The organism is Lyngbya sp. PCC 8106 (assembly GCF_000169095.1).
Taxonomy (GTDB): domain Bacteria; phylum Cyanobacteriota; class Cyanobacteriia; order Cyanobacteriales; family Microcoleaceae; genus Capilliphycus.
The window spans coordinates 39,139-65,656 of record NZ_AAVU01000008.1 but is presented as its reverse complement, the minus strand read 5'-3'; the positions used below and the strand labels follow the sequence as shown (position 1 = coordinate 65,656).

General features: G+C 42.4%; 17 protein-coding genes. 9 read left to right on the top strand and 8 right to left on the bottom strand.

Annotation, left to right across the window (positions count from 1 at the left end; all coding sequences use genetic code 11):
- Window positions 1–197: 197 nt before the first annotated feature.
- Window positions 198–1,925: a diflavin flavoprotein gene (locus L8106_RS07455; RefSeq protein ID WP_009783638.1), complete on the bottom strand. Its 1,728-nt coding sequence runs from the start codon at window positions 1,923–1,925 to the stop codon at window positions 198–200.
- Between the two features lie 663 nt (window positions 1,926–2,588).
- On the opposite strand from L8106_RS07455, the gene L8106_RS07450 reads away from it, so the two are divergent.
- On the top strand, window positions 2,589–6,821 hold the full coding sequence (locus L8106_RS07450; protein WP_009783637.1) for a response regulator: 4,233 nt from the start codon (window positions 2,589–2,591) through the stop codon (window positions 6,819–6,821).
- 99 nt (window positions 6,822–6,920) lie between these two features.
- Here the strand turns inward: L8106_RS07450 and L8106_RS07445 are convergent, their stop codons facing one another.
- Entirely contained in the window at window positions 6,921–9,551 is a 2,631-nt protein-coding gene (locus L8106_RS07445) for a dynamin family protein (RefSeq protein WP_009783636.1), read from the bottom strand.
- A 222-nt stretch (window positions 9,552–9,773) separates the two neighbouring features.
- Between L8106_RS07445 and L8106_RS07440 the strand changes: the two genes are divergently transcribed.
- Window positions 9,774–11,069, top strand: a complete 1,296-nt coding sequence (locus L8106_RS07440) for a hypothetical protein (RefSeq protein WP_009783635.1) — start codon at window positions 9,774–9,776, stop codon at window positions 11,067–11,069.
- A 312-nt stretch (window positions 11,070–11,381) separates the two neighbouring features.
- Here L8106_RS07440 and pyrF read toward each other — a convergent pair whose 3' ends face one another.
- Together pyrF and tyrS are read right to left on the bottom strand one after the other, a co-directional pair.
- Window positions 11,382–12,089 carry an orotidine-5'-phosphate decarboxylase gene (gene pyrF, locus L8106_RS07435; RefSeq protein ID WP_009783634.1) on the bottom strand — a complete coding sequence of 236 codons (708 nt, stop codon included), beginning with the start codon at window positions 12,087–12,089 and terminating at the stop codon, window positions 11,382–11,384.
- Window positions 12,089–13,339 carry a tyrosine--tRNA ligase gene (tyrS, locus tag L8106_RS07430; protein WP_009783633.1) on the bottom strand — a complete coding sequence of 417 codons (1,251 nt, stop codon included), beginning with the start codon at window positions 13,337–13,339 and terminating at the stop codon, window positions 12,089–12,091. The genes pyrF and tyrS overlap by 1 nt, the downstream gene beginning before the upstream one ends.
- 78 nt (window positions 13,340–13,417) lie before the next feature.
- Here tyrS and L8106_RS32030 point away from each other — a divergent pair, with 78 nt between their 5' ends.
- From L8106_RS32030 to L8106_RS07415, 4 genes are all read left to right on the top strand, one after another.
- Window positions 13,418–13,555, top strand: a complete 138-nt coding sequence (locus L8106_RS32030; protein ID WP_156803609.1) for a hypothetical protein — start codon at window positions 13,418–13,420, stop codon at window positions 13,553–13,555.
- A gap of 218 nt (window positions 13,556–13,773) precedes the next feature.
- Window positions 13,774–15,588 carry a transglycosylase domain-containing protein gene (locus L8106_RS07425; RefSeq protein ID WP_009783632.1) on the top strand — a complete coding sequence of 605 codons (1,815 nt, stop codon included), beginning with the start codon at window positions 13,774–13,776 and terminating at the stop codon, window positions 15,586–15,588.
- A 244-nt stretch (window positions 15,589–15,832) separates the two neighbouring features.
- A complete protein-coding gene (locus L8106_RS07420; RefSeq protein WP_039895726.1) occupies window positions 15,833–16,063 on the top strand; it encodes a type II toxin-antitoxin system CcdA family antitoxin in 231 nt (76 codons plus the stop codon).
- A gap of 466 nt (window positions 16,064–16,529) precedes the next feature.
- Complete coding sequence (locus L8106_RS07415; protein ID WP_009783630.1) at window positions 16,530–18,377, top strand: GAF domain-containing protein; 1,848 nt, start codon at window positions 16,530–16,532, stop codon at window positions 18,375–18,377.
- Window positions 18,378–18,610: 233 nt separating this feature from the next.
- Here L8106_RS07415 and L8106_RS07410 read toward each other — a convergent pair whose 3' ends face one another.
- Window positions 18,611–20,533 (bottom strand): S8 family serine peptidase, encoded by a 1,923-nt coding sequence (locus tag L8106_RS07410; RefSeq protein WP_009783628.1) that lies wholly within the window; start codon window positions 20,531–20,533, stop codon window positions 18,611–18,613.
- Between the two features lie 924 nt (window positions 20,534–21,457).
- On the opposite strand from L8106_RS07410, the gene L8106_RS32825 reads away from it, so the two are divergent.
- A complete protein-coding gene (locus L8106_RS32825) occupies window positions 21,458–21,598 on the top strand; it encodes a translation elongation factor G (fusA-2) (RefSeq protein ID WP_009783627.1) in 141 nt (46 codons plus the stop codon).
- A gap of 119 nt (window positions 21,599–21,717) precedes the next feature.
- On the opposite strand, the gene L8106_RS29425 is transcribed toward L8106_RS32825, so the two are convergent.
- Window positions 21,718–22,737 (bottom strand): calcium-binding protein, encoded by a 1,020-nt coding sequence (locus L8106_RS29425; protein WP_009783626.1) that lies wholly within the window; start codon window positions 22,735–22,737, stop codon window positions 21,718–21,720.
- Between the two features lie 209 nt (window positions 22,738–22,946).
- Here L8106_RS29425 and L8106_RS07400 point away from each other — a divergent pair, with 209 nt between their 5' ends.
- Together L8106_RS07400 and L8106_RS30375 are read left to right on the top strand one after the other, a co-directional pair.
- Entirely contained in the window at window positions 22,947–23,921 is a 975-nt protein-coding gene (locus tag L8106_RS07400; RefSeq protein ID WP_009783625.1) for a calcium-binding protein, read from the top strand.
- Window positions 23,922–24,008: 87 nt separating this feature from the next.
- Window positions 24,009–24,290, top strand: a complete 282-nt coding sequence (locus L8106_RS30375) for a hypothetical protein (RefSeq protein ID WP_071941375.1) — start codon at window positions 24,009–24,011, stop codon at window positions 24,288–24,290.
- Here L8106_RS30375 and L8106_RS07395 read toward each other — a convergent pair.
- On the bottom strand, window positions 24,235–24,837 hold the full coding sequence (locus L8106_RS07395) for a pentapeptide repeat-containing protein (protein ID WP_039895720.1): 603 nt from the start codon (window positions 24,835–24,837) through the stop codon (window positions 24,235–24,237). The genes L8106_RS30375 and L8106_RS07395 overlap by 56 nt on opposite strands.
- Before the next feature lie 111 nt (window positions 24,838–24,948).
- The gene (locus L8106_RS07390) at window positions 24,949–26,355 is read right to left on the bottom strand and encodes an HD domain-containing phosphohydrolase (RefSeq protein WP_039895693.1); all 1,407 of its coding nucleotides are present in this window, start codon (window positions 26,353–26,355) and stop codon (window positions 24,949–24,951) included.
- Between the last annotated feature and the right edge of the window lie 163 nt (window positions 26,356–26,518).

Sequence of the window (26,518 nt, the reverse complement as noted above, 5' to 3'; positions counted from 1 at the left end):
ACCTCGTAAAAATAGGGAAATGGCTGAGACGTGAATGATTAGGCGTTCTCTAGAGATTCCTACTCCTCTGATTTTATCAACGCCGCTGCCTAAAAAAAGTAAAAAAACAGGCATTTCTTTAGCTCCTTTTTATCGCTCTCCCGCAGAGAACAACAATCAACTCACGCTTTTACATTCCCTATTTTTTGATTCCCAGTCTAGTAATGATTACCCACTTTCCGATGGTGAACCGCAGGTAAAGTATCGGGATCACTCACCCGTCCCGCCTGCACCGTAGCGTAAATAATCCAGTGATCACTCAACTCCATCCGACTAGCGACTTGACATTCTAGATAAGCCACCGCATCGGTTAAAATCGGACTGCCATTACTTGCGCTTTGAGTCTCAACCCCTTCAAAACGATCCGCACCGGGCGCAAACCGTTTGAGAAAATGACGCATCAGCTTTTGATAGTTATTTTCTGCCAAGACATTTAAAACAAAGGTATCATTCACCTGCATTAAGGCTTCAATTGCCCGATCTTTTGCCACCGCAATACTCAAACCCAAGGGTTGAAAACTGGCTTGAGACACCCAAGACGCCAACATCGCACTGCGAACTTCTCCTTTGGTGGCGGTGATAATATATAATCCTCCACTGAGGCGACCGAGCGCTTTATCGAGGTCATTATCAAGAGACTTCATTTGCTTAACAGCTTTTTTCAACCCTAACCACTGTCCAATGTCAGTCCCCGCTTCTTCACAGAGTTTGTAGGTGTTTTCGGTTGGGGTTTCTGTGACGCGAATGGAGGGAAAACCTTGTTTAATTCCGGTTTGTTTAAACTTTACTTCTAACAGATAAACCGATAGACTACTCTCGCCGCTTTCGTACAGACCAAAGGCTTGTTTGGCGTGAGTGGAGGCTAAAATCGTGCTAATTGCTTCTTCGGCCATTTCAGCATCAGGGCCAGATACAGGCGGTGTACCCACGATTAAGCCTTGGGCGGAACTGGCGAGTTCACGAATTTCTTGCTGATCGGCTGATCGCAAATCTAGCATTTCGACTGCAATTCCAGTTTTAGTTACCCCATGAGCGATCGCTTGGGAAAGCCGATCACTATAGGCGTAGTCGGAATAGTAGAATACCGCGACAGTAGTTTCGCCTTTGGTTTGGGCTTGACTCCACTCGAAGTAACGCCCTACCAGTTCCCCGACGTTATGACGAAGTAATGGCCCGTGTCCGGTGGCGATCGTATTGATTTCTCCGAGTTTTTCCATGCGTTTGATCGCGCTCAGGACTGAACGAGCGTTCGGTGCCATCAAGCATTCATAATAGAAGCGATAATCGGGTTCTATTGCGGCTAAATTTGCATCATAGGTTTGATCAGAACAATAGTGCATCCCAAACGCATCACAGGTAAACAGGGTTTGGGTTTTGTGATCGTAGGTGAAAATCGTGTCTGGCCAATGTAAATTGGGAGCAGAGACAAATTCTAAGAGATGACCATTGCCTAAGTCTAGAGTCTCACCGTTTTTGACTTGAATGCGTTTAAACTCAACGTGAGTCAGATTTTCGAGGAATTGAATGGCGACTTTTGCGCCGACAATGGTAATATTCGGGGCGAGTTCTAAAACGTCTTTGACTAAACCACTGTGATCGGGTTCGGTATGACTGATAATCAGATAATCAATTTCACGCGGATCAATCAGTCCTTGGAGAGTTTCGAGGTACTGTTGACGAAATTTGGCGTGGGATGTATCAACTAAAGCGGTTTTTTCGCCTCGGATGATGAATGAATTATAGGTTGTTCCATTTTGTAATCCAAATTCGATATCAAAGCGATCGCGATCCCAATCTAAGGAACGAATCGCTGTTGTATCTGTAACGGTTTCGCTGACTTCCATCGTCAAGCGACTTGATTGAACTTTATCGGTAAGGGCTACCATATTTGACTTCCCCGCAGTAACTCGTTATGACTTCAATTTGTGTTCTATTGTGACATGAATCAACTCTAAAGTTTTATTGAAAAACCTATAGGTGAGTTAAGATCCACAAAAGGTTGTTCATTTTCCCCCGTTTACAGGGGACGCTCTCCTTGAGTTCTACAGCAACTCGATCGAACAATACCGCAAAAATCTGGGATCATCTTCACCTGAAAAACACCTCGTACTTTGAGTTTTGTTTTTGAGTTGAAGTTTAATATTAGGTTATTGAGTGTTAAAGCTTGAAAAGTGATCTCCAAATAACCCTAACTTGAATATCTATATATTAGATAGAATTGTATCAAATTTTTATGACCAAACCGTGATCCAATCAAATGAGATTTAAGCCCAATTCAAAGAGTTAAAGGTTTTACAAGATTTTATCTGTGACTTTCAATGGCTATTTTTCTGATATTCTGTGGTGATCAAGACAGGGAGATTGGAAGGGTTTGTAGTATTCAAGTTAAAATCGAGATGAGACATCAACCAACCCCTCAAAAAGATGAGGTAATGCCACCAGCAAACGATTACAGTTGATTGAGATGCCATGGTCGGAGATTCCCCTCCATCAGTTGGGTGCAGGTGTATTGATGCGAGTCACTCAGTCGCACCACTAAGGAATATCCCATGAAATTGCGTAAGAAAACTCTATTGATTATCGGTGCAGCCCTATCAAGTCTCCTTGTGGCACTCTATGTCACAGTATCAATTGTCCTGCATAACAACTTTCATCGCCTAGAAGTGGAGTCTGTACATCAAGAGGTCATGCGGGCGGTGAATGCTTTACATCAAGAATCTGTCAACTTAGAAAAACTAGCCCAACATCAAGCCCAGTCCCTCAATATTACTGCGATTGTCAGTTCCTCAAATTCTATGGAGGTAGATTGGCAACAAACACCCGTTGATTTATTCGTCTTAGTGAATGGGGAAGGGAAAGTTGTTTTTAGTAGAGGATTTGATCCGACTCGTCAGCGAGAAATTCCAATTTCTGAAGCATTTCAAGACTATCTGACTTCAGATTCTTTTCGACTCTGCCAATTTTTTAGTGAAAATAGTCAGACAGTCCCCCAGTCTAAGTTTTTATTGTCCTCTAGTGTAGCAGAAAAAAACAGTTCTTATTCTTCAATTTTTACCCCGGGAAGTTCGGGTCTTTTGACTTTACCAGAAAGTAATTGGTTAATTGCAACTCAACCCATTTTTACCTCTGATTCTCCAAACCTGCAAGGTGTTGTTATATTAGGACAGAATTTAAACCGCTTAGTTCCTGATATTGCCCAAAGAAGTCAATTATCGCTCGAGATCAAACCTTGGAGTTCCGCCATATTTCCTTCAAAAAACTCAGAAAATATTTGGGTTGAACCTCTGAATTATTCAATATTAGAGGGATATACAGTTCTGCGAGATATTCAAGGCAAAAACGCCCTAAAACTCGAAGTAAAAGTTAACCGAATCTTCTCTAAAGCGTCTCAAGATAGTCAATATCACTTAATTATAGCAGTTTTGTTTGTGGGTGCAATCTTAGGTGGAATTACCCTCTTTGTTCTAGAACGATTGGTATTATCCCGTTTATCTGATTTAAACAATCAAGTTAGTAATATTAGCAGTAGTGGCGACTTATCTCTACAAGTATCGGTATTGGGAGAAGATGAACTAGGGAATTTAGCTGAAACCATTAATCAGATGCTTCGCGCCCTAGAAGATGCTGATCATGATCGCCTACAACAAGAAGAACGTTATCGTTTATTAGCCGAACATTCAACCGATATGATTACTCGCCATTCGGTTGACGGAATTATTCTTTATGCTTCACCCGCTTGTCGAATTTTACTCGGATATGAACCCGAAGAATTAATTAATTGTACTGCGGCTGAGTTTCTTCATCCTCGTGATTTGAATGCTTTAGTGAAAGCTCATTTTTTTGTATTGCGTCAAAATGTGACTTACACCATCACTTATCGCATCCGTCACAAAAATGGAAATTATATTTGGTTTGAAACCACCAGTAGCGCAATTCGGACTTCTGAGAATGAAGATTCACAAGAAATTATTGGCGTTTCTCGAGATATTAGCGATCGCAAACAACGCGAACAACAACTTCAAGATAGTGAAGCTTCTATTCGAGCATTATATCAGATCACATCCACCCGAGAGATGAATTTTCAAGAACGTCTCCGTCGAATTTTAAAAGTGGGTTGTTATAAGTTTGGTTTAGAAGTGGGGTTGCTTTCTCGTCTAGAAGATATTAATCCGACTCAAAATCAATATAAACTGGAAATCATGGCTGCTATGTGTCCCTATCCAGAGATCCAAACAGGAAAAGTTTTTGAATTGACGGATAGTTTGGGTTTGATGACAGCAAAATCTAAAAAACCCCTTTATTTTGAATCCCTACAATTTTCTGGTTTACCCTGTTCAACTTCAACACCATTTAAAATTGAAGCTTATATGGGCATTCCGGTGATTGTTGAAAATAAAGTTTATGGGATTTTATGTTTTTGGAGTCAGCAAACAAAAACAGAACCCTTTAAAGCCGTTGATCGGGAACTCTTAAAGTTAATGGCACAATGGATCGGAAGTGAACTTGAACGTCAAAAAACCGCCCAAGATTTAGCTAAAGTTCGAGATGAAGCCCTGGCTGCAACTAAAGCGAAAAGTGAGTTTTTAGCCACCATGAGTCACGAAATTCGTACCCCCATGAATGCGGTAATTGGGATGACAGGGTTGTTATTAGATACTCGCCTCACCTCTACTCAACAAGATTATGTGGAAACGATTCGTAGTAGTAGCGATGCGTTGCTTTCATTGATTAATGATATTCTGGATTTCTCAAAAATTGAATCGGGAAAGTTGGAGTTAGAACAACATCCATTTGACTTGCGAACTTGTATTGAAGAATCGTTGGATTTACTCGCGACAAAAGCAGTCAGTAAAAATATTGAACTTGCCTATTTAATTGACCCGATAACGCCTTCTAAAGTGATTGGAGATGGGGCGCGACTTAGACAAATTTTAGTGAATCTTCTCAGTAATGCTGTTAAATTTACAGAAACCGGAGAAGTGGTAATTTCACTAAAAGCAGTTTCTTTAGAGCCGATTGTTTCTGAAGAAAATCTAGACGAAAATTCTACAGAAACGACAACTCAACCCAACCGTTATCAGATTCAATTTGCAGTCCGAGATACCGGAATTGGTATTCCACCCGCACGAATGAATCGTTTGTTTAAATCCTTTAGTCAGGTGGATTCTTCCACCAGTCGGCAATATGGCGGAACGGGTTTAGGATTAGTAATTAGCAAACGACTTGCTGAAATGATGGGGGGTCAAATGTGGGTGGAAAGTCACAAAACAATAGCAGGTGAACCGCCTACTGATTTTATACCTTCTATGACAAATTCTACCGGGAATCGCCCCTTACTCGATCCCGTAAAAATTGATCAAGTTTCACAAACGTCTAAATCTTTTATTCCCAATAAAGCAGTCGGTTCAACCTTTTATTTTACTATTATTGTAGAATCTTGTTCTCATCTCAAAAAAGAGTGGGGAAAAACGCCTGAATTAACCGAAAAACGGTTATTAATTGTTGATAACAATGCCACAAATCGCCAAGTTTTGACTCTACAAACTCAAGCTTGGGGAATGCTAGCAAAAACCGCCGCAAATGGAGTAGAAGCCTTAAATATTTTGCGTCAGGGTGAACCGTTTGATATGGCGTTGTTAGAAATGCAAATGCCTGATTTTGATGGGCTGTCATTAGCTAAAGAAATTCGCAAGCTATCACCCTATAAAAGAGTTCCTTTGGTTTTGTTAACTTCGATGGGAAGGCAAAGTATTGATCGCGCCCAACTTTATGATTTTTCTGCTTGTTTAAATAAGCCGATTAAACAATCTCAGCTTTATAATGTATTGATGAATATTTTAGGGGGAGAATCGCTAGAAGTTCATTTAGCCGATAAAGATCGGGTGAAACTCACTAAAGATATTCCTTTACTGGCAAAAACTTTACCTTTGCGAATTCTACTGGCTGAAGATCATTTAGTTAATCAAAAAGTGGCTTTGCAAATCTTACAACGGATGGGATATCGGGCGGATGTGGCGGGGAATGGATTAGAAGTATTAGAGGCTTTGCGGCGTCAAACCTATGATGTGATTTTGATGGATATGCAAATGCCGGAAATGGATGGTTTGGAAGCGGCGCGACAGATTAAAAAACTCTACGGCGATCGCGAACAAGATATGTCTGAACGTCCAAGAATTATTGCCGTAACTGCGAATGCTATGGAAAGCGATCGCAATGATTGTATTGCTGCGGGTATGGATGATTATATCAGTAAACCGATTAGAATGGAACAGTTAGTTTCTGTTTTAAAACAATGTAAACCGATTAATCAAGCTGTTTTAAATAATAATATCGATGTTGTCGTTTCTGAGACTGTTCAGTTAACGAATGAACCTAAACAAACCCAAGTTTTTTCGACTCAAGTGGCGACTTCTCCCCGTGAAAAATTGGTCGTTCTCGATCCGAATGTGATTGAGAGTTTACGGGAGATTGAAGCCTTAGAAGAAGCAGTCGAAGCGTATATAGAAACAGCACCCGAACTGTTAGAAAAAATAGCAGCAGCGACAACAAACCTAGACGCCGAACAACTCAAACCTGCCGCCCATTCTCTCAAATCAATTAGTGGAACGTTGGGGGCTTTAACACTCTTTGAACTCTGCGAACAGTTGGAGATGAAAGCCCGTGAAACTCTAGAAAAAGGCGTTCCTTTATCAGAAGATATTACCACAATTTATGATAAAGTTACAGCCGAGTTGGGATGGGTAAAAGCAGCGTTACAACTCGAAGTTAAACGTTCCCCGTAGGGAGTTTCCAGTCGGTTAATATTGCCCCCAACCCCCAATTCTGGGGGCTAATTAAATCTTGAAGACGTTGACGATAATCGTTTAATTTATTCATAGTTTCTAATTGCTAACCGGGTTAATATCACGAACAATGGCTTGTATTTCCTGTCGAACTTGTTCCAGTCGTTGACGCTGTTGTTCTATCCAAGCTTGATCTTGTTGGCGCTGTTGAACAGATTTTTGATAATCTTTTTCTTGCTGTTTAAGTGGATTTTCGCACAGTGAAATCGCTTGGTTAATTAAATTACTCGCTAATTCAACTCGGGTATTATACATTGATTGAATCTGCTCACAAATGTTGTCGAACAGTTCTTGGTGAGACTCATAAAAGTTTTTCAAACCTGTCTCACAAACTTCTCCCTTAACTTTAGCGTTAATGCTATCCTTATTCTTGCCAAATAATGCAGAACCGACTACTCCAGTTACCGCTCCACCTACACCACCTATCAATAATGGAATCAACCCTATTCCTGTAAATGCTAACGCTGCGCCTATTGCTAATCCACCTGCGGTTCCCAGACCAGCAAATAAATGAAAATCTTCTTCTTCATTCTTCTGAGACTTAAGTGTAGGATTAATCCCTAATTCTCGACAAGCATTCACATTTCCAATTAGAGTAGAGGTAAATTGATTACCGATATATGTATCGAGTTTGCTATCTAATTCGGTTAAATCATTTTTGATTTCTTCAAGTTCATATTGAATGAATCCATTTATATTTTTAAGCCAGTCAAGCAACAGGTCATCTTTTAATGTTGATTCCCACTCTTTAATTTCTTTTAAAAGAGAAGCCATAAATTGATCTCCATAGTCTTTGATTAACTTTTTTTTGTCTTTGAATGGAGAATAGGTTGAAGTCCATTGTTCGCTTGATTGAATAATGCGCTCATCCAATTGATCAAGCCATTTATTCCAAGATTCAAGAACTTCGTCAATCACATCTTCTAGTTCTTGATCTGCAAAGATTTTAATTTTTACATCCCGTCCACTGATTTCTCCCATTTTTTCAATAATTTCTGATTTTCCCGCCTCCTTGAGTTGTAGTTTTCCTTCTAAAAGATTCTCGGCTTGATGCAAACCTTCTAACGCCGACTGAATTAATTGATTAACTTCTGTCGTTGCTTTCTTAACCTCTAAAATTCCCCGTTCCTGAGTCAGAAACTTTTCTACAGATTGGGTAAAATGAGAAAAACTTTGCAAATACTCATTCTCCGTTCCCGCTAAAATAGCATCGAGGGTTGCTTGTGCAGAAATAAAATGAATTCGGTTTTCTCCGCCAATGATAGGATTTTTCCCCATCACCAAATTTTCAATCCGTTTTTGTACCTGCTGACGACTATTTTCGCTGCGAAGTAAATCCCAGAAATTCACCAACATAAACAAATTATTGGCGGGTTCCTGTTTATTGCCATTGAGTTGATTTTTCAGACTTTCAAGTAACTCTCGTTCTCCCTGTGTGAGAGGACGGGAAGCATTCGTTACAAAAATAACAACATCCGTATCTTTTAGCAGTTGTTGAGTGATTTCCGTTCGTTCTGGATGTTCGTTCAACCCCGGAGAATCAACTATTTCAACCCCATACCGACACAACTCTAAGTTAGGATGCTCAAAAATAATTTCGCTAATTTTACTAACTTCAGAATTCGCCAATCCTTCGGTTAGATTTCCCAATGCAGCTTCTTCAGAAATCGCCGCTTTTTCTTGATACTGTTCTAACGGGATTTCTTCTTGTCGTTTATCTTTGTAACAACAAATTACCCGTTTTTGTTCTCCATATCTCAAAACCGTTACCGTTCCGCTACAGGGAATATCTCGAACGGGTTGGATTTCTTCACCCAGTAAAGCATTTAAAATCGTTGACTTTCCTTGACTAAATTCACCCACAACCGCAACTCGAAAACGTTGGGACTGTAGCTTTTTAGAAACTTTGCCAATGTCCTCAATTAAAGACGCCTGAAGAAACTCTCTGTCCGTACAATCTTGTACAATTTTCTCAATATCAACACATTTTTGATCAAGCTGGCGTTTGCAGTTTTGAAAGGCTTGTAACGCCTCATAGGAAATCGTGCGATGCTGTTGACTTTTTTTCTTTTCGGAAACAACCGGAAGAACCGCTAACATCTGACTCGCCGCTTTCACAAACACGCTATCTAAATCGTGAAACCAAACCGGATCGAGTAAAAATCTGACTTTTTCTAAATATTCGTTATCGACAGAAGCAGGATTAGTAAACGCCGATTCTAATACGTTTAAATATTGCGGTTCAAGTCTCAAGTGATTCGCCAAAATTTCTAAATATTTTTTCTCTCGCGCATCCATATCTCCATCTGCTGCTGACATTTCATAACCCAAGCCAATCAATAACAACTTTTCCGATTCCGAAAAAAATGCGGTCAGCAACAACAAATCATTAGGATTTTGATAAATCTTTTGTTGACGAACTCCCTGTTTCATTAGTTTGACTAATTCGCGAACATTTCCTGTTTCTGGAATAAAGCGACGGAGAGTAATTAGAAGCCGTTGTGTTTCCTCTTGATCAACTTGATTATCAGCAGCTATCACACCCAACAATACACAGACTAAAGCGGCGAGAAACACAACGGGAGGACTGAGATCTTCTTCTTCAAGTTCGTGTCCGGTGATGCGAGACAGTAAATCTACGGTATCGGCTGTAATTAATGATAAATCCATGAGCCGTCAGCCTCCTAAGTTTTAGTGATTGATAGGTTTTTATTCAGAACTTTCGTAAAAATGCAGAGATAAAAATTATCTCTCGAAAAAACCAACTAACAAATCAATTTTTCTTGATTTACTACAATTCGAGTTAAAGTAAAATTAGAGTAATGCTTCTATACGAAAGTAGTATATCATTCGATTAGAAAGCAGGGTCATTCTTCAATAAAAAAGTTAACAATGATAGAATACATCTTCAGTGCAGGAAGTCAAGCACTTTTGGGCGCAGGTAAACTGCTTCAAGTCACCACAAGTACAGGTCAAGTTTTGCCTTTATTGCGAAATCCCGCTACGGGTCAATTTGTAGAAATGGCAAAAGGTGCAGTTTTTAACGGTGCTTCTTTATCGCCTCTAATTGGTGGAACTCCAGCCCAGATTCCTTTAGCGTTAGGACAAATGTACCAAAATCAACAAGTATTAGGACAATTAAACGTTATTAAATCGGGCTTGGGAATGTTGCAAGCAACAACAGCTTTTATCGGCGTTGGTGTGGCGGCGACGGCTGTACTTTCGGCGGTTAATTTATGGCAAACATTGAAGTTACGAGAAGATGTTAAACAATTAAAATTAGAACTCCGAGGCGGTTTTCTTGACCTCAAACAAGCATTAAGAAGCCAGGGCGTTGAAATTGTTCAACATTTGGATAAAGTCGCCGAAGATATCAAGTTTGAACAGCATCGCCTCGAATATGTCAAAGCCTATTCGCGGTTTATTCAAGCGACAAAATTAATGAAAACCGCCACGACTATCGAAGATTTAGACGCGAGAAAAGTAGAACTTTCTAACGCCCGTCAAACCCTTGGAGAAGCGTTGGCGATTTATAATAGTCCCCATTTGTTATCAGAAACTTCCGCACCCGGAAAACTGCGAAGACACGAATGTGCTTGGGCGATAGAACAAACCATTTGTCTCACCTATCAACTGCAAAATGAACCCAAAGCGTTAAAACAGTCCGTTTCTGATTTACAAGAAAAAATTCGTCAAGATTCCTTAGAAGTGATTAAATCTTGCCAAACCGAAGAAGAATTAGACTTTATATTCCCCGAATTGACCCACATTCACGACCATGATTTAGCAGCATTGTCAGCGTGGGAAAATCAAATAGATTGGATGATGAGTTTACCACCCGAAGACTTAAAACTATTAGCAAGTGCAGATTTTCAAGAATCCACAGAAACCCCAGAAACACAATTAACCCCCGTTACAGAACCGCCGGAATATCAATATTATCAAGAGTTAAAACAAAAGTCTCACCCCGCATCTTTACAGGATCAACTTATATTTTTAATGAACCCAGATTTGCGGCGAGAGTCGGAACGTTATGTTAGTGAACACGCAAAAAATGCGGGATTTAAAAGCCTCGTTTCTGCTAATTTACAACAGGCTTCTCACATGACCGTTGCCAATTTGTATTGGTATTTCAAAGTTCAAGACGAGTCAGAAGATGAACTCAAACCCACAACTGTTACCGCTTAAATTGACCTATAAATTATTTAGGGAGTTCAGCATGAGAGTTCATATAAAATTATTTAATGTTTGCTACTAATGATGTCAAGTTTTTAATCCCCCCTAGCCCCCCTGAGTTGAATCCCCCCTAGCCCCCCTTAGTAAGGGGGGAATTAGTTAGAAAGTTCCTTTTTTTAAGGCGGAATCAGTCAAAAAGTCCCCCATCTTTCAAAGTCTCCATCTTTCAAAGTCTCCATCTTTCAAAGTCCCCCAGAATTGGGGGATTTAGGGGGCGGGGGATTTAGGGGGATACAAAGGGGGATTTAGAGGGATAATTTATGTTTAAGATATCTCCTCAAAAATGCGTTCTAAAGCACCTACGGGGTCCTCTGAGGCGGTTATGGGTCGTCCGATGACCAGGTAATCAGCACCCGCTTTCATCGCCTGAGACGGGGTAAATGAACGCTGTTGATCGCCTTTTTCCGCCCAAGTCGGACGTACACCCGGACAAACGAGTAGAAAATCATTCCCACAGGTTCGCCGTAACTGTTCAACTTCTTGGGGTGAACAAACCGCCCCCGCCAACCCACTTTCTTGGGCGAGTAATGCCATGTGTAGGGCGTATTCTGGCAACTCTAAAGGGATTTTTAAATCAAAGGCTAATTCACGGGAATTGAGACTCGTTAATAATGTAATTGCAATTAAATTTGGAATCGGTTTATTAGCTGCTTTTGCCCCTTCTTCTAGGGCATTTTGAGCGGCTTTTAACGCCACTTTTCCGGCGGTTGCGTGAATGGTAATTAAATCAACGCCGTATTGAGAAGCCGCCCGACAAGCACCTGCAACGGTATTCGGAATATCGTGAAATTTCAGGTCGAGAAATATTCGTTTTTGTCGTTGTTTGAGTTGGGTTAATATTTCTGGCCCGTTACTCACAAAGAGTTCTAGACCGACTTTCCAGAAAGAAACTTGGGGCAATTGGTCAACTAAAGCGAGTGCTTCTGTAATCGTTGAAACATCGAGAGGAACAATAATTTTATCTGTATTCATTATCCAACTAACCGCACAAATTTCTTTTTCCCAACTTGCAAAACTCGTCCGTTTAAATCATCTATTGAGTCAAAGATGAGGTTAGCATCGGTGATTTGTTCGCCATCGAGTCGAACTCCGCCCCCTTGCATTTGTCGTCGGGCTTCACTTCCACTTTTGCACAACCCACTCGCACTGAGAATATAGAATAACTTCGCCGGAAATTCGACTTCAGCGAGGGAAAATTCAGGAACCGCATCGGCTTGTTTAGTATTTCCTCCTGTGAGGTTGATGGCGGCTTTTTGGGCTTCTAATGCAGCTTCTTTGCCGTGATACTGAGAAACAACATCGAGGGCTAATAATTTTTGTCGTTCTCGGGGATTTTCCGGGAGTTCATCGAGGGGGAGTTTGGTAAGTAGTTCAAAGTATTGTACAATCAAATCATCAGGAATTTTTTCCAATTTGGAATACATGGTTAGTGCATCTTCAGACAGTCCGACATAATTTCCCAGAGATTTTGACATTTTCTGAACGCCATCGGTACCGATTAAAATCGGCATTAATAAACCAAATTGAGGCTTTTGTTGGAAGTAGCGTTGTAAATCTCTACCCACCGCCAGGTTAAACTTTTGATCGGTGCCTCCGAGTTCAATATCGGCTTCAACGGCAACCGAATCATAGCCTTGCATCAGAGGATAGAGAAATTCATGTAAATAAATTGGTGCTTCTTTTTCGTAGCGCAACGCAAAGCCTTCTTTGGCTAACATTTGCCCTACCGTCATCGTCGAAAGCAAATCCAAAATTTTAGCTAAATCTAGCGTCGATAGCCATTCGGAATTATACCGAATTTCTAAGCGTCCGGGGGTGTCAAAATCAAGAATCGGACGAACTTGATCGAGATAAGTTTGAGCGTTTTGTTGAACTTGTTCAGTCGTGAGTTGTTTACGAACTTCAGATTTTCCCGTCGGATCACCAATTCTTGCCGTAAAATCACCAATAATTAAAACAGCAGTGTGTCCAGCATCTTGAAAATCCCGAAGTTTGCGGACAACAACACTATGTCCGAGGTGAATATCAGTTCCAGTGGGGTCAATCCCGAATTTAACTCGTAACGGCTGATCAGACTGAGCCAATCGTTGGTTAAAATTGTCATCGGGACTCTCGGAATCGAGTTGTTCGGGAAAAATTTCACTAACACCTCGACGCAGTTTCGTCATATGATCGAGAGATGCTTCTGTTGATCTCTCTTTTGGAGGTTGACTCAATGCCATAATTTGATGAAGATTTTTATTATTGCAAATATTGGATCGATTAAGTTAACCTTGATCCCTGATATGCTGTGTTAATCAATGATTTATATTCATACAGCATCTTACCATTGTCCGATGCGATTGGGGATAGATTACAAAGAGGAGAGACAAGCCCAAATTGTCGAACCCGGTTTTCTGAGAAAACTTTTAGAAAACCAATCAATAGCCACAAACTAATGCTGTATGCTATCACTTAGCCAGAGCGATCACCCTCTGGGCGCGATCCTAACCCCGGCTTGATCCCCTGTTGCCTTGTTTTCCTGAAGGGAGTGAAATCTAACGTGTCATCAACTAACGCTATCCACCAAAAACCAGAAGTTAACAACTCAGAAGGTATTTTTGACTTCGTGCAGTCGGTTAGCAAGGTCACGGCTGGGACGCTACTCAGTGCTACCATGTTAGCGAGTTCGGTCATGGCTGGAGGGCTAGTGGGTTTAGCCGTCAGCTTCAGAAATTTGCCCGATGTGCGGGTTATGCAAAGCTACGCCCCGACAGAAACCACCCACATTTACGATATTCAGGGTAGACCACTGGCCAGTCTTCACGATGAAGCCAACCGAGAAGTTATTTCCCTTGATGAAATTTCACCTCACCTCAAGCGTGCAGTTTTAGCAATTGAAGACAGCAACTTCTACTATCACAAAGGCATTTATCCCACAGGAATTATCCGGGCTTTTGTGGCCAACTTAGAGAGCGGAGAGACGGTAGAGGGGGGTTCAACCCTAACCATGCAGTTGGTGAAAAACCTGTTTCTGTCCCCAAACCGCACCATTAGCCGGAAAGCCGCTGAAGCGGTGATGGCGATTCGGTTAGAACAAATTTTAGCCAAAGACGAGATTTTAGAGCTATATCTCAACCAAGTCTATTGGGGTCATAACCTGTATGGTGTAGAAACCGCATCTCTAAGTTATTTTAATAAATCAGCCAAGGATCTGACGCTGGCCGAAGCTTCGATGTTAGCGGGTTTGATTCCAGCGCCCGAAGATTTCAGCCCGTTTGTAGACTACAAAAAATCCAAGCAGAGACAAGCCACCGTTCTCAAACGAATGCGGGAGTTAAAATGGATTACCCCCGAAGAAGAAGCTGAAGCCCTCAAACAACCTCTGCTGGTCGGGTCTATCACCTCATTTCGCCAGAGTCAGTTACCCTACGTGACCGAAGCGGTGGTTCAGGAGTTAACCCGTAAGTTTGGCCGAGATGCAGTCCTCAAAGGCGGAATGCGCGTACAAACAACGATTGATGTCAACTTCCAACGCATGGCCGAACAAGTCGTGAGTACATGGCATGAACGCCTGTATTATTGGGGAGTTTACCGGAGTTGGGATCAAGGTCAAATTGCTTTGGCTGCTGTTGACCCGCGAACCCATTTTGTCAAAGCGATGGTGGGGGGTGCTGACTACAAAACCAGTCAATACAACCGGGCGATTCAAGCTCAACGTCAACCGGGTTCGGCGTTTAAACCGTTTGTTTACTATACCGCCTTTGCGACGGGTAAATATTCCCCAGAATCAACCGTTTCTGATTCACCGGTGAGTTATCCCGATGGTTATGGCTACTATTCTCCCCGCAACTACGGAGGTGGCTTTTCTGGGGCGGTGAGTATTCGCTCCGCTTTGACCAATTCTCTCAATATTCCGGCGGTGAAAATCGGTCAAGCGGTTGGACTCAATCAAGTGATTGAAGTCTGTCGCATTCTGGGTTTCCGAAGTCCGATAGACCCGGTAATTTCTTTACCGTTGGGTTCAGTCGATGTTACCCCGATGGAAATGGCCGGTGCCTATGCGACCTTTGCCAATGACGGTTGGCACTCTGATCCGACCTTTATTGTCCAAGTCACCGACAGTCAGGGAAATATATTGTTGGATAATACGCCTAAACCGAGATTAGTCTTGAATCAATGGGCGGCAGCATCGCTTAACAGTGTCTTACAAGGAGTAATTTCAGGGGGAACTGGAACCCGCGCGCAAATTGGCCGTCCAGCAGCCGGAAAGACGGGAACGACCTCCTCCGAGCGAGATGTCTGGTTTGTGGGGTATACCCCGCAATTATCCACCGCTGTCTGGGTGGGACATGATGATTACACTCCCCTGGCTTCCGGGTCTACCGGAGGTACAACAGTTGCTCCGATTTGGCGAGATTTTATGAGTCGTGCGCTCTCAGGTCAGTCCGCTCAAGGGTTTCAACCTCCATCTAAGTTTGAACGACCCTAAAGAATCGTGATTGTTGGGGGTTCAGGAGTCAACTCCCAATAACTCAGTTTGTTGGATTGTGGAACGGGCATCGTACAATAGAAATAGGCACGGAATCAGGGGTTGCTCTGTCTTGCTGCAAATCAAAGAAATGAAGCGAGTCTTCCTGGGTAAAGTCACCCCAAGTTTCAGGTGAAAATCATACTCAGCCGTGCTTATTCCCCCGAAAGATTTAGATTTTGATTGGCTAGGATTTTTTTACGTTATGAACCAGCAGAACCCCATATCTTCCTCCGATGCGCCCACAAAAGTCGAAGTTTCTATTAAAATAGACCCCGAGCTGCTTGATCAGATTAAGCATCTGACGAATGATCCGAGTAAGGTGATAGAAAATGCTTTGCGTCAGTGGCTCAGAGGTGAACGTCCTGAAGATGAATTGGCTTTGACTCTCCAACGCAATCCTCCCATCCCGCCTCGGGGTGAGTGGAATGATTAGCTCAACTCCCCACTCTCCACTCTGTCTGATTGGATAGAACGGAAAGTCCCTGTTCAATTTTTGTAAGTCACTTTTCCAGTCTTGAATAAGAGTGGGTTTGAGTGTGTCGGGGGGTTTAGACTCGTCCCCAAAACGGTAAAAACGAGTCAGCTAAAAGAGTTGAGAGGTCAGGCTTTAACCCGCCTCCAAACATCCTTTTAGAGTCCCCGCTAATCGAGAGTAGGGGAAGAAGTTAAAGTGACGACTTGAAGACCTCCAGGAAAGAAGGTTACTCTATTGCTATGTGAGGAATAGATCCGGGAGCGAGAATCAAAAGCTAGAATCAAAGATTAGTAGTCTTAAGTTGCTTTTCTCTCGATCAATTGATCGGTTTGAAGCTTTCAACTTCTCAGATTCTCTGGGGTCTAAGGTGAAGCTTGATTCTCCTAAACTGCATTGAGGTAAAGGTTCCCTGTCGCGAACACTGATGAACTCCAATACAGACTTTCAGCTTTCAAACTCATTTCCTGCCGAAATTTGGCGAGAGTTGGGGGCTGATTTAGTATTTATTCAGGATGCATCGGGTAAGTATCTGTCGTTTTATTGGCAACAGAGCGAATCCTATGATCTTGGTGCTGACCTAGTAGTAGGCTCTCAAATGGGGGAAACGTTTGGGCCTGCTTTGTTAGAACCCTATCTAGAACGAATTCACCGTGTTCTCGAAAATTCAATTCCAGAGCGATTTAGCTATCCCTTTGTTTATCAAGACCATTATATTCCCTTAGAATTAGTCGTCAGTCCCATTTTGACCCCGAATAGCAAACCGAGTCGGGTAATGGTTATGGGTCGCACTCTCGAACAAAATGAGATGAATTCGGAGGCAAATCTCGACGAAATCATTGCTTATCGTTCTTTGCCTTCTAACTTTGACATTCAGCAAAAAATGCTGGTGCAAATTGCCGGAACGATTTGTCGGACAGTACCTCCGAGTTCCCAAATTTATCAAACGCTTCTGAGTCAAATAACCCAAAAAATTCGCCGCACCCTTGATCTCAAGCAAATCTGGCAGCAAACGGTAGCAAGTTTAGGTCAGGTTCTGCGAGTTAACCGTTGCATTATTTGTCCCTACAAACCGGATCAGACTCACACAGATATTCGGTTCGCGCACACCCAAGTTGTGGCAGAGTATCTGCAAAATCCCTACGAAAGTATGCTCGGTTCAGAAATCTCCATTAGTCACGAGTGGGGTTGGAGTCAAGCCTTGGCAACCCTCGAACCCATCGCCCTCGAACGCACGTCTGCTTCGGAAGATTCCTACAAACGTCATTCGGTGTTGGTGGTGGCAACATCCTACCTCGATCAACCCAATGGAGTGATCCGCCCGAATGGTTTGATCGCCCTCCATCAATGCGATCGCTTTCGTCAATGGACACTCGCTGAAATTGATTTTGTGCGGGAACTCGCCACTCATGTGGGAACAGCAATTGCTCATGCAACTTTATATCAAGAACTCGAAGAAGCCCGAGCAGAAGCTGAAGCCTCCTCCCGTCTCAAAAGTGAATTTCTCGCTAATACTTCCCACGAACTGCGTACCCCGCTTAATGGTATTATTGGCTTTCTCAAACTCGTTATTGATGGGATGGTTGATGATCCTGAAGAAGAACGAGAGTTTGTCCAAGAAGGTCATCGTGCTGCTTTACATTTGCTCAATTTAATTAATGATGTATTAGATATTGCCAAGATCGAAGCCGGAAAAATGGAAATTGACTTGGCTTTAGTTAAAGTGAGTGAACTTTTAAAAGAAGTCGAACAGTTTACCAAAACTCAAGTTCAACAAAAAGGATTAAATTTATCGATTCACGAACACTCTTACTCCCCAGACTTAATTGTTTATGCCAACTATCAACGCCTCCTACAAGTCATGCTGAACTTGGTAGGAAATGCCATTAAATTCACCCACGAAGGAGGAGTCAATATCAGTTTAGGAGTCCTGAACCAAAAAGTCATCCTTCAGAATCAAGAATTTCCCGGTTTTGTAGAATTTCGAGTCACAGATACCGGAATTGGTGTCCCTTTAGAAAAGCAAGATCGCCTTTTTAAAGCCTTTTCTCAGGTCGATACAGGCTACACTCGTCAATATGGGGGTACGGGTTTAGGATTAGTGATTTCTCAGAAATTGGTACAAGCGATGGGAGGAAGTGTGAAGTTCTATAGTCTTGGCGAAGGTTTAGGCTCAACTGTCACGTTTACCGTTCCTTTGTATCAAGAACCTCGACAAAATAACGCTGAAAATAATAATATTTTTTTGGATAACACGCCCAACTCTATCTCTTGATTTTTAATATGAACTTTGCACAAGCGGCAATTGCTCTCGATGGAATACTTACACTATTGCTGGAGATCAGGCAGAGGGCAGAAGTCAGAAGGGAAGGAGGAAGGTTGCAAGGCACAGGGGAATAATGACTGTTTGGGCGGACATGATATTAGTGGAGAAAGTAGACTGTTTTGGGGTAAACAAAATTTCTGAAGATTAATAATTGGAGTTGATCTCGATTACAATCAGACAGATTAGAGAGAAACAAAATTCTGTTCACTCAGAGAATGTAACCCATCTACTGTCGCCAGGACTTGATTTTGAGCTGCGATGAGAGTTGCGCCATTGTGGAAACTGAGCGTTAAATCGGTGAAAACCAAGCCATCACTCAAACCGATAATATCTTCTCCAGGCGTAAAGTCTTTAATCACATCGACACCCGCTTCTAAACCTAAATCAAAGCGGTCATTTCCTTTTCCACCAATCAAAACATCATCGCCTAAATTTCCACTTAAAATATCGTTGCCTTGTCGTCCGAGTAAAATATCATTTCCTTGACCCCCGTAGAGCGCATCATCTCCGGCTTCCCCTAACAGTTGGTCATTGCCTTGAGCGCCGAGAAGAACATCAGACCCCGTGCTTCCTGTGAGAATATCATCTTCTACTGTACCCACCATATCATTGTTTGCATCCCGAGAAACCCGAGTAATGGCTGTATTATCTTCCGCTACTCCCCCAAACTGAGGTGCAATTAATTCGACTGCTGACGAAGCTTGAATTAAACCCGAACCACTTTTAAAGTCTAACCCTGAAAAATCAGCATCCAGAGCAGTTTCTTCGAGAATACTCCGAACTTCCCCAGGGGTTAAAGAATCTGCACCGCCTCCGGCTTGTAACATCAAAGCCGCAACTCCCGCAGCGTGGGGAGCAGCAGCAGACGTTCCGCTAAAGTTGGGGAACGCATCACTATCAGAAGAATTATCCACACCGAAAAAGGTGGTATTTACGCCGTCTGTGGCGAGTAAGTTGGGTTTTTGACGAATTAGAGAACTCTCTAGGTGAGTTCCATCTGCTGCAATTAAGATGGGGGTTCCACCGACAGAAGAAGTAGACTTGGCTTTGGGAATACTTGTACCAAATGCTGGAGTGTCGTTGTAGCCAGTAGCTCCAATGGTAATTGCACTTTCTGCGTTGGGATGTCCGAAAACGGTAGAACTATTATAACCATACTCAAAGTTGTCTGCGTCGTTAGAAAAGCTGATGTATTTGATTTGATTCGGTTCAGTGGACTCTACTCGTTTACCAATCAAAACATAGAATTTGCTGCTATCGGTATTATTGGTAAAAGAAAAGGTTTCGAGGGGGTCTGCTCCGACGTTACTATCGGTGCTAGAAGCAACAATATTATCTGCACTCAGGTTGAGAGAGTCTTTTGTAACGATGAAGATATCTAAATCACTGGTTGCTCCTGAGCCATTATTCACAGAGGCGAAGGGTTCATCCCATTGTAGTGTTAATGGTCCGAGTTTCTTGCCTGCATCGAGGTTAAATTGGTTAAATATATCAACACCTGCTCCGCTATTAAAATCATGGGCTTCGTAGGTGATTCCGTTGACAGTGAAGGTAGACGCTGAGTTGCTGAATTCTGATTCGTAGGAGCGTTGACCATCGTTTCCAGCGGCGGAGAAATAAACAACACCTTGGTCTACAACTCGATTAACCGCTTGTGCTGCAATTCCATCTTGGAAAAAGGGCTGATTGGTAAAGCCCATATCATCGACAATTATATCCGCTCCGGCTGCGGCTAAAGCATCAATAGCTTGAGCCATTTCTACGTTATTAGAAACTCCATAAAACATCAGTTCAGAACCCGGTGCGATGTCGTGAACGATTTGCAACATTGCTCGGCCTTCATCTTTACCTTTAGAGCCTTCATTTAAAATTTGTACCGGAGTTGTATAACCATCTGGATTTCCAATACCTGGTAGGTCGCCACTTCTGATGTCATCTACTGCGGTTACTCCATCTTTTAATCGGTTAAAACTATCAGAAATTACCCCAATTTTAATACCGCTACCATCGAGGTTGAGTGTATTACGAATTTCTTCTGTATTGAGAGCAACATCGCCTTGACTAATGACTGAATTTGAGCGGGTAATGGGTTGATTAGAAAACATGACGACGATCTCCTGGGCTGATTTTTTGTAAATTAGTTTGAGTAATTAATATGAAAAAATGAGTTAATTCTTAGCCTTTTATGGTCGATTTAGATTGATTTGATTAACTTTTTAGGTTGACAGCAATTTTCAATGTTGTCCGGGAATATCAAAGGTTTTTGTAAAGATAGAGTGATTGGCTTGCCGTATCTTTTTTAACCTTTCATAATTAAATTATTGCAGTTCACTCTAGGGTCTGTCATCGGTTATACCACTGAACTTTAGTGATCTATTAAAGTAAAAAAAAGAGAGTCAAAACGAATACACGGAGATGAATATGGAGATATTTTATGCCTAGTTACAAACAAAATTTGCGTATTTATTCTGATAAAAAATGAAATCAAAGTCTCCGTAAAAATACCAGAATATAACTTTTGAATATTGAATCAATTTATTTTCAGTGAAATTACTGACTGGTGGAAAAGTAATTTGCTACAACTTAAAACAAAAATCAGTCAGTGCTTTCTCGGATTACATCAATAATTAGTGAATAAAAATACTAAAAATCCCTATATACTGTTGTTGAGACTCAGTATTTCTACGGAGATTCCTTTTCAAAAAGCACTAACCCAAAGCCCGAGGCCGCCAGCCCCAAAAAATTGGGTTTTTATTCAGAATCTGGAATCGGAACTGGGACAAATGTAGTATATATGTAGTGCAAAAAAGCTCAAGTAGGAGCCAATCTGATGATTCCTCGAAAACACTCAAACTCGGAGATCAAGTCTATAATTCTCGAACTGGGGAACGATTGCGATCGAACAACTCAAACGAATGCACGCCAATAAACAGGAGGATATCGACCCCCGCGATCGCCGAAGATATAATTATTCTGATTGGGGTAGATTGCGATAGTGCGGAGAACATCGCTTAATCTCCCTAGAGGGGATGTTTTTACCCGAACCCGTTGTGACTTTGGCGATTATTCCTCGGCGCCAACAGGATATCGCCCGTTTATCGAAAGCGTTGAACCGTTTTGGTAAAGAAGATCCCACCTTTCGGGTTGGCGTTGACTCAGAATCGCGTTAAACGCTATGACTTGACACTTACTTAAGCTAACTCAAGAGCGGCTATTAGCAAGTGTCAACGAAGCTAAATCTATTACTATGGCTTACACACAGGCTTTAGAGTCGCTTGTGTCGAGTATGTCACATTAGGTTATTTTGGAACTGGAAGTATCCATCGGGTACGGTGAACACCTCGGTTTCAATTGTACCCATATCTTCGGTGAGGTTAACTGTTGCAGAGGTGTTGTTCAGTACAGCTACATCTGCTATTTCTAGAATAACAACCCGTTCGCTTGGGAGAGAGAAATCAGGTTGGAGAGGCTTCAACAAGTCGAATTCATTACTCTGAAAGTCTGCAATGCGTTCATTTATTTCAACAAGGGCACTTTCTAGATCTTCTACGGTAGGTGCATTTTCATCTAAGGTTCCATTAGCCTCTTGTTGTGCAGTACGACGAATTTCTTGCTCTAGAAAAAAACGAGATTCAGATAATTCTGTTAAAGGATCTTCTTCGATTACTTCATCCGCAGGCGGAGCCAGATCAATTAACGGAACTTCATTAAAATTAACGGAGGAAAGCAACTGAGGAATATTTTCAATCTCTTCTCCAGCTCCACGAAGTATGCCGTAATCCTCAGTCCATGAAGAAGTTAAGAACAGGTGATCGCCCTGACGGATTAATTCTATTGCGTAAGGGGTTTCAGAGAAGCTAGATTCAGATACGGACTCAATGCCTATCACATCAGATTCTGGCACCACAAGTGCAAAAGGGCTATTGGTCAGAACTACATCATCACCTTCGCTACTGTTGAAATCTCGGGTGTAGTTAACAAACTCCGTTGTGCTAAGTATAAATAAATCACTGCCACTTCCACCTGTGAAAGTATCTGTGTCACTACCTCCATTCAAGGTGTCGTTGTCATTATCACCATACAAGTCGTCACGACCACTTGACCCTTCTATATTGTCATTTCCTTGCCCACCAAACATAGTATCTCGGTCGGAAGATCCGAACAATAAGTCGTTTTGCCCATTTCCAAATATTAAATCACGACCTCCTGCGCCGTTTATACTGTCGTTACCTCCCAATCCGTAGATGGTATCATCCCCAGCCGCTCCTTGGATCTTTTCACTATTATTGTTTCCAATTAAAACAGCCATAATGTTGCTCCTAATTTGAAGGTTTTCGCGGATTTTTCTTTCCTTTACTTGGATTGTATCAGAGGTTTTATAAACGAAAGATAAAAATTTTTTAGCTAAAAAATTTTTAAAAAATATCGTATTTACTTAACTTTCTATTAAACTTAAAATAAAGATTGTAAAATATACCAGAGATCTTTTGAACTCTAATAATCTAATAGATAACATAAATGCTTACAATCATTTCATTGCCAAACGGAGAGATTCAAAATCCCGATGGAACATTGTCGTTATTTCCTCCTGATGGAGTTCAAGGAGTGGGTCGTTCTGTTGAACTTCGTGGCTCTGGTGTCTTTATTGGAACTGCTTCAATTGATACTATCTTTAGCTTTGACGAAGGCTCAAAAATTGTATTTGGCTTAGAAGACAGTGACGAATTTACTGGATTTGGTTTGGGTACAACCCTATTTTATGGGGGTTCAGGAGATGATAATTTCACTGGAGGTTTTGGTGATGATACTGTCTACGGCGGGGTGGGTGTCGAAGCATTAAGGGGCGGAGATGGAAATGATTTGCTGTTTGGTCAGACCGCTGGGGATTCTATTGATGGTCAAATGGGAAATGACACTATTTTAGGTGGGGAAGGAGATGATTTTATTCGAGATGAGAGTCTTCCACTAGAAATCAATTTACTTTATGGGGGCCAAGGCGACGACAATCTGACTGCTGGGGCTGGAAATGATTCGATTTGGGGAGATCAAGGAAACGACAATTTGCAAGCTGGGGCAGGGGTAGATGTATTGACCGGAGGAAGCGGGTTTGACGTTCTAATTGGTGGGGATTTGGGAATTCCGCCCGAAGGGGGTGCCCCGTCATTCCCAGGGGATGATACGCCTGATGAATTTGTGTTGGAGGTTCAGTCTGATATTTCCTTTGACCTGATCTCTGATTTTGAGGATGGCATTGATAAATTCATGCTGCCGGAGGGTATCTCGTTTGATGACCTTGCGATCGCTGAACTCTCAACAGATGCCGATATTCTCAACCAGATTTCAGAGCTACCTTGGATAAACGCTCCCACAGACGTTGGAATTCGACTGGCTCAGACGGGTCAACTTCTGGCGGTACTCAATGGGAATATTGGGGATAACCCAGCTATCCCGGTTCTAGCAAGTAATCAGATTGACGCAGAAGACTTTGTTTAAGAGACTGTTTGTCAAGAAAAGGTATGGAAGAAGGTTACGACCCAATGGGGTTGAATAACAATCTTTCCCAAGCTGAGGGTTGAATTGATGCCGAACTGCTTCAGGGCGATTTATCCGCACGTCTGGGGTTATTGTTGGGGTCATACGCCTCAATTTGGGGAGTTGATTATTCAAGCCGAAGTGTCGTTAGTGCAGACGTTTGGCTATTCTAACCCACTGCGATCGCTGACTTCGGGAATGGCTTCAATTACGATGGAGTTTGCCTGTTATCGCCCGGTTAATAATATTGGTTCAATAACCGTTAAGAACGCCCCTAACTCTGTTTTAGGGCGAGGGGAGTTCCTTCCAAACAAGCCCCATCGAGAATAGTTCCGAACCATTGGGTTTGTTCGACAATGGCACAAAGTAAGTTCGCTCGTTCTAAGTTAGTTCCCCGTAAAACTGCACCACTAAGGTTCGCTTCTTCTAAGTCTGCTTGGGATAAATCTGCTCCTGAGAGATTCGTATTTCTCAAGTCTGCTTGTTGTAAAATAGCTTGAGATAGGCTAACCCCTCGCAAATCAGCCCCTCGCAAATCAACACCCGTGAGATCCAACGCTCCACAACTCGCACCCGTTAAAAACGCTCCAGCGAAACTGGCTTCGCGGACATCGGCATCCAACAAAATCGCACCTCTTAAATCAGCATTTCGTAAGTCTGCCCCGATTAAATTAGTGCCTGTTAAGTCCGCCCCCCGTAAATTAGCGCGTAACTTTGCTCTTTGTAAATTAGCCCCCGTTAAACTCACACCCGTTAAATTGGCTTGAGACAAATCTGCATTGCTTAAGTCTGCGCCTGATAAGTCGGCACCCGCAAGGTACGCATAAGTCAGTTCTTTCAGTTTTCCCCGTCGAATAGCACTTAGGTCAAGATTCATAACATTCAAATCAATATTCATAAAGAGTTTAGAAGTTCGAGGAGTTTGAGAAGTTCAGAAGCTCTAAACTCTTTATTCTTGTCACTCCTAAACTTCTTAATTGATCAAACTTCAACTATTTGATTTAATCTGATCCAAAGGAGAGCTGTCCTCTAACCAGACATTAGGGAGTTGAGCGGGTCGATCGGGTAACTGCATTAAACCAATTTCTGAGAGTCGAACTATGGTATTGAGTGACTCGACTAACTGAGGATCAAAGCGAGTTCCGCTCAGTTTTTGGCATTTTTCCAGTGCTTCAGACAAACTCAATGCTGGACGATTTCCCCGTGGTTGAATCAATTCTTGGAAGTAAGAAATTAATCCTAAAATGCGAGCTTTGATATTAATTTCTTCCCCCTGTTGACCATTAGGTTTACCGCTACCATCCCAATGTTCCAAATGATGAGCCACAACATCCCTAACGATCGCAATTTCAGGCATCGCCTCTAATAGTCTAGCTCCAATCGCGGCTCGTTCTTTCCAGAAGGCGTGAGTTGCATCGTCCATTTCTTCTGGGGTTTGGGTAAAGACTTCTGGGGGTGCGGAAGCCAACCCAATGCGATATAGTAACCCCGCCAGACGCAAACGCCGTAACTTCACCGTGGGTAAATCTAATAGTTGACCTATGGTTTCACACAAAGCGGAGACTTGTAGGGAAGCAAAGGGGTTGTCTTTGTCTCGTTCATCGACTCGTTGAGCCATGCGAAGAAAAGCTTGTAATTTATTGGCGTTAATATTACGGCTAACGCGCTTGGCTTGACCTTCGAGTTCTCGCAGTTCCCGGGCTTGGCGGTTGACGGCGATCAGTTCTTGCTGGGAGGTTTGCAAATAAGTCACAATCCGGGAAACCACTCCGGTCAAGTCGGGAACCGCCGGACAGGTGGTTTTGAGAATATCTTGGTGCTGCTGCTGGAGTCGGTCGCCCAACTCCGGGTTGTAGGGTCCGATGCGATCAATTAAGATTTCCGCCGACTTGCGAACCAAGTTGCAGTCAAACGTCCACAACCCGTAGAATTTCCGCTCGGAATCGTTCTTCGGTTTTCCCTGGGGGAGATATTCTTCCTCTGAGAGTTCGTGACACAACACCATCGCCGTGTAACCTGGTGCCAGAATGATCAAATTCCATTCTTCGGCCAAGTGATCGCTATCTTTCAAGTTGATCAAAGAGACGTTTTCCAACTGTCCCGTGCGATGCTGAATAAACCCGCTGTCCGGTTTAGCGGCGATCGCCACGTGACGGCAACATTGGGCTAGATCATAATAGCGTTCGGCTTCTTGTAAATACCACTTTCCTTCTTGGAAGGTGACTAAAACCAGGGGTTGTTGGTTGGGTTCAGGATTAGAGGTTTGTAAAATGTGGTCTTCTAAGGCATGACACAGCGCCACTAAGGTGTTTTTATAGTAAACTCCAAAGCTTGAAGGCAGTTGACCATTAGGCTGTGCTGTTTTGAGTTGATGTAATGTGGATTCTGGATTCATATCGACAGGCAATCCTGACTGTTCTTTAAATCTTAACTTAAACTGTGAAAAGCCCGACATCTAGACTGTAAGGCTCCGTTGTTGGAGGAGACACATTTAGGGTAAGCATAGATTCTTAACCTAAAATTGATCCCAGATTTAAGATCGGTTTTGTCGATCTCCA

Excerpts from the sequence above, each read along its gene's own strand:
- L8106_RS07400 (WP_009783625.1), top strand. The coding sequence starts at position 22,947 with ATGCTTACAATCATTTCATTGCCAAACGGAGAGATTCAAAATCCCGAT.
- L8106_RS07450 (WP_009783637.1), top strand. The coding sequence starts at position 2,589 with ATGAAATTGCGTAAGAAAACTCTATTGATTATCGGTGCAGCCCTATCA.
- L8106_RS07420 (WP_039895726.1), top strand. The coding sequence starts at position 15,833 with ATGAACCAGCAGAACCCCATATCTTCCTCCGATGCGCCCACAAAAGTC.
- L8106_RS07440 (WP_009783635.1), top strand. The coding sequence starts at position 9,774 with ATGATAGAATACATCTTCAGTGCAGGAAGTCAAGCACTTTTGGGCGCA.
- L8106_RS07390 (WP_039895693.1), bottom strand. The coding sequence starts at position 26,355 with ATGAATCCAGAATCCACATTACATCAACTCAAAACAGCACAGCCTAAT.
- L8106_RS32825 (WP_009783627.1), top strand. The coding sequence starts at position 21,458 with ATGTTTTTACCCGAACCCGTTGTGACTTTGGCGATTATTCCTCGGCGC.
- L8106_RS07410 (WP_009783628.1), bottom strand. The coding sequence starts at position 20,533 with ATGTTTTCTAATCAACCCATTACCCGCTCAAATTCAGTCATTAGTCAA.
- L8106_RS07455 (WP_009783638.1), bottom strand. The coding sequence starts at position 1,925 with ATGGTAGCCCTTACCGATAAAGTTCAATCAAGTCGCTTGACGATGGAA.
- L8106_RS32030 (WP_156803609.1), top strand. The coding sequence starts at position 13,418 with ATGATTTATATTCATACAGCATCTTACCATTGTCCGATGCGATTGGGG.
- L8106_RS07425 (WP_009783632.1), top strand. The coding sequence starts at position 13,774 with ATGTTAGCGAGTTCGGTCATGGCTGGAGGGCTAGTGGGTTTAGCCGTC.
- L8106_RS30375 (WP_071941375.1), top strand. The coding sequence starts at position 24,009 with ATGCCGAACTGCTTCAGGGCGATTTATCCGCACGTCTGGGGTTATTGT.
- L8106_RS07445 (WP_009783636.1), bottom strand. The coding sequence starts at position 9,551 with ATGGATTTATCATTAATTACAGCCGATACCGTAGATTTACTGTCTCGC.
- L8106_RS07395 (WP_039895720.1), bottom strand. The coding sequence starts at position 24,837 with ATGAATCTTGACCTAAGTGCTATTCGACGGGGAAAACTGAAAGAACTG.
- tyrS (WP_009783633.1), bottom strand. The coding sequence starts at position 13,339 with ATGGCATTGAGTCAACCTCCAAAAGAGAGATCAACAGAAGCATCTCTC.
- L8106_RS07415 (WP_009783630.1), top strand. The coding sequence starts at position 16,530 with ATGAACTCCAATACAGACTTTCAGCTTTCAAACTCATTTCCTGCCGAA.
- pyrF (WP_009783634.1), bottom strand. The coding sequence starts at position 12,089 with ATGAATACAGATAAAATTATTGTTCCTCTCGATGTTTCAACGATTACA.
- L8106_RS29425 (WP_009783626.1), bottom strand. The coding sequence starts at position 22,737 with ATGGCTGTTTTAATTGGAAACAATAATAGTGAAAAGATCCAAGGAGCG.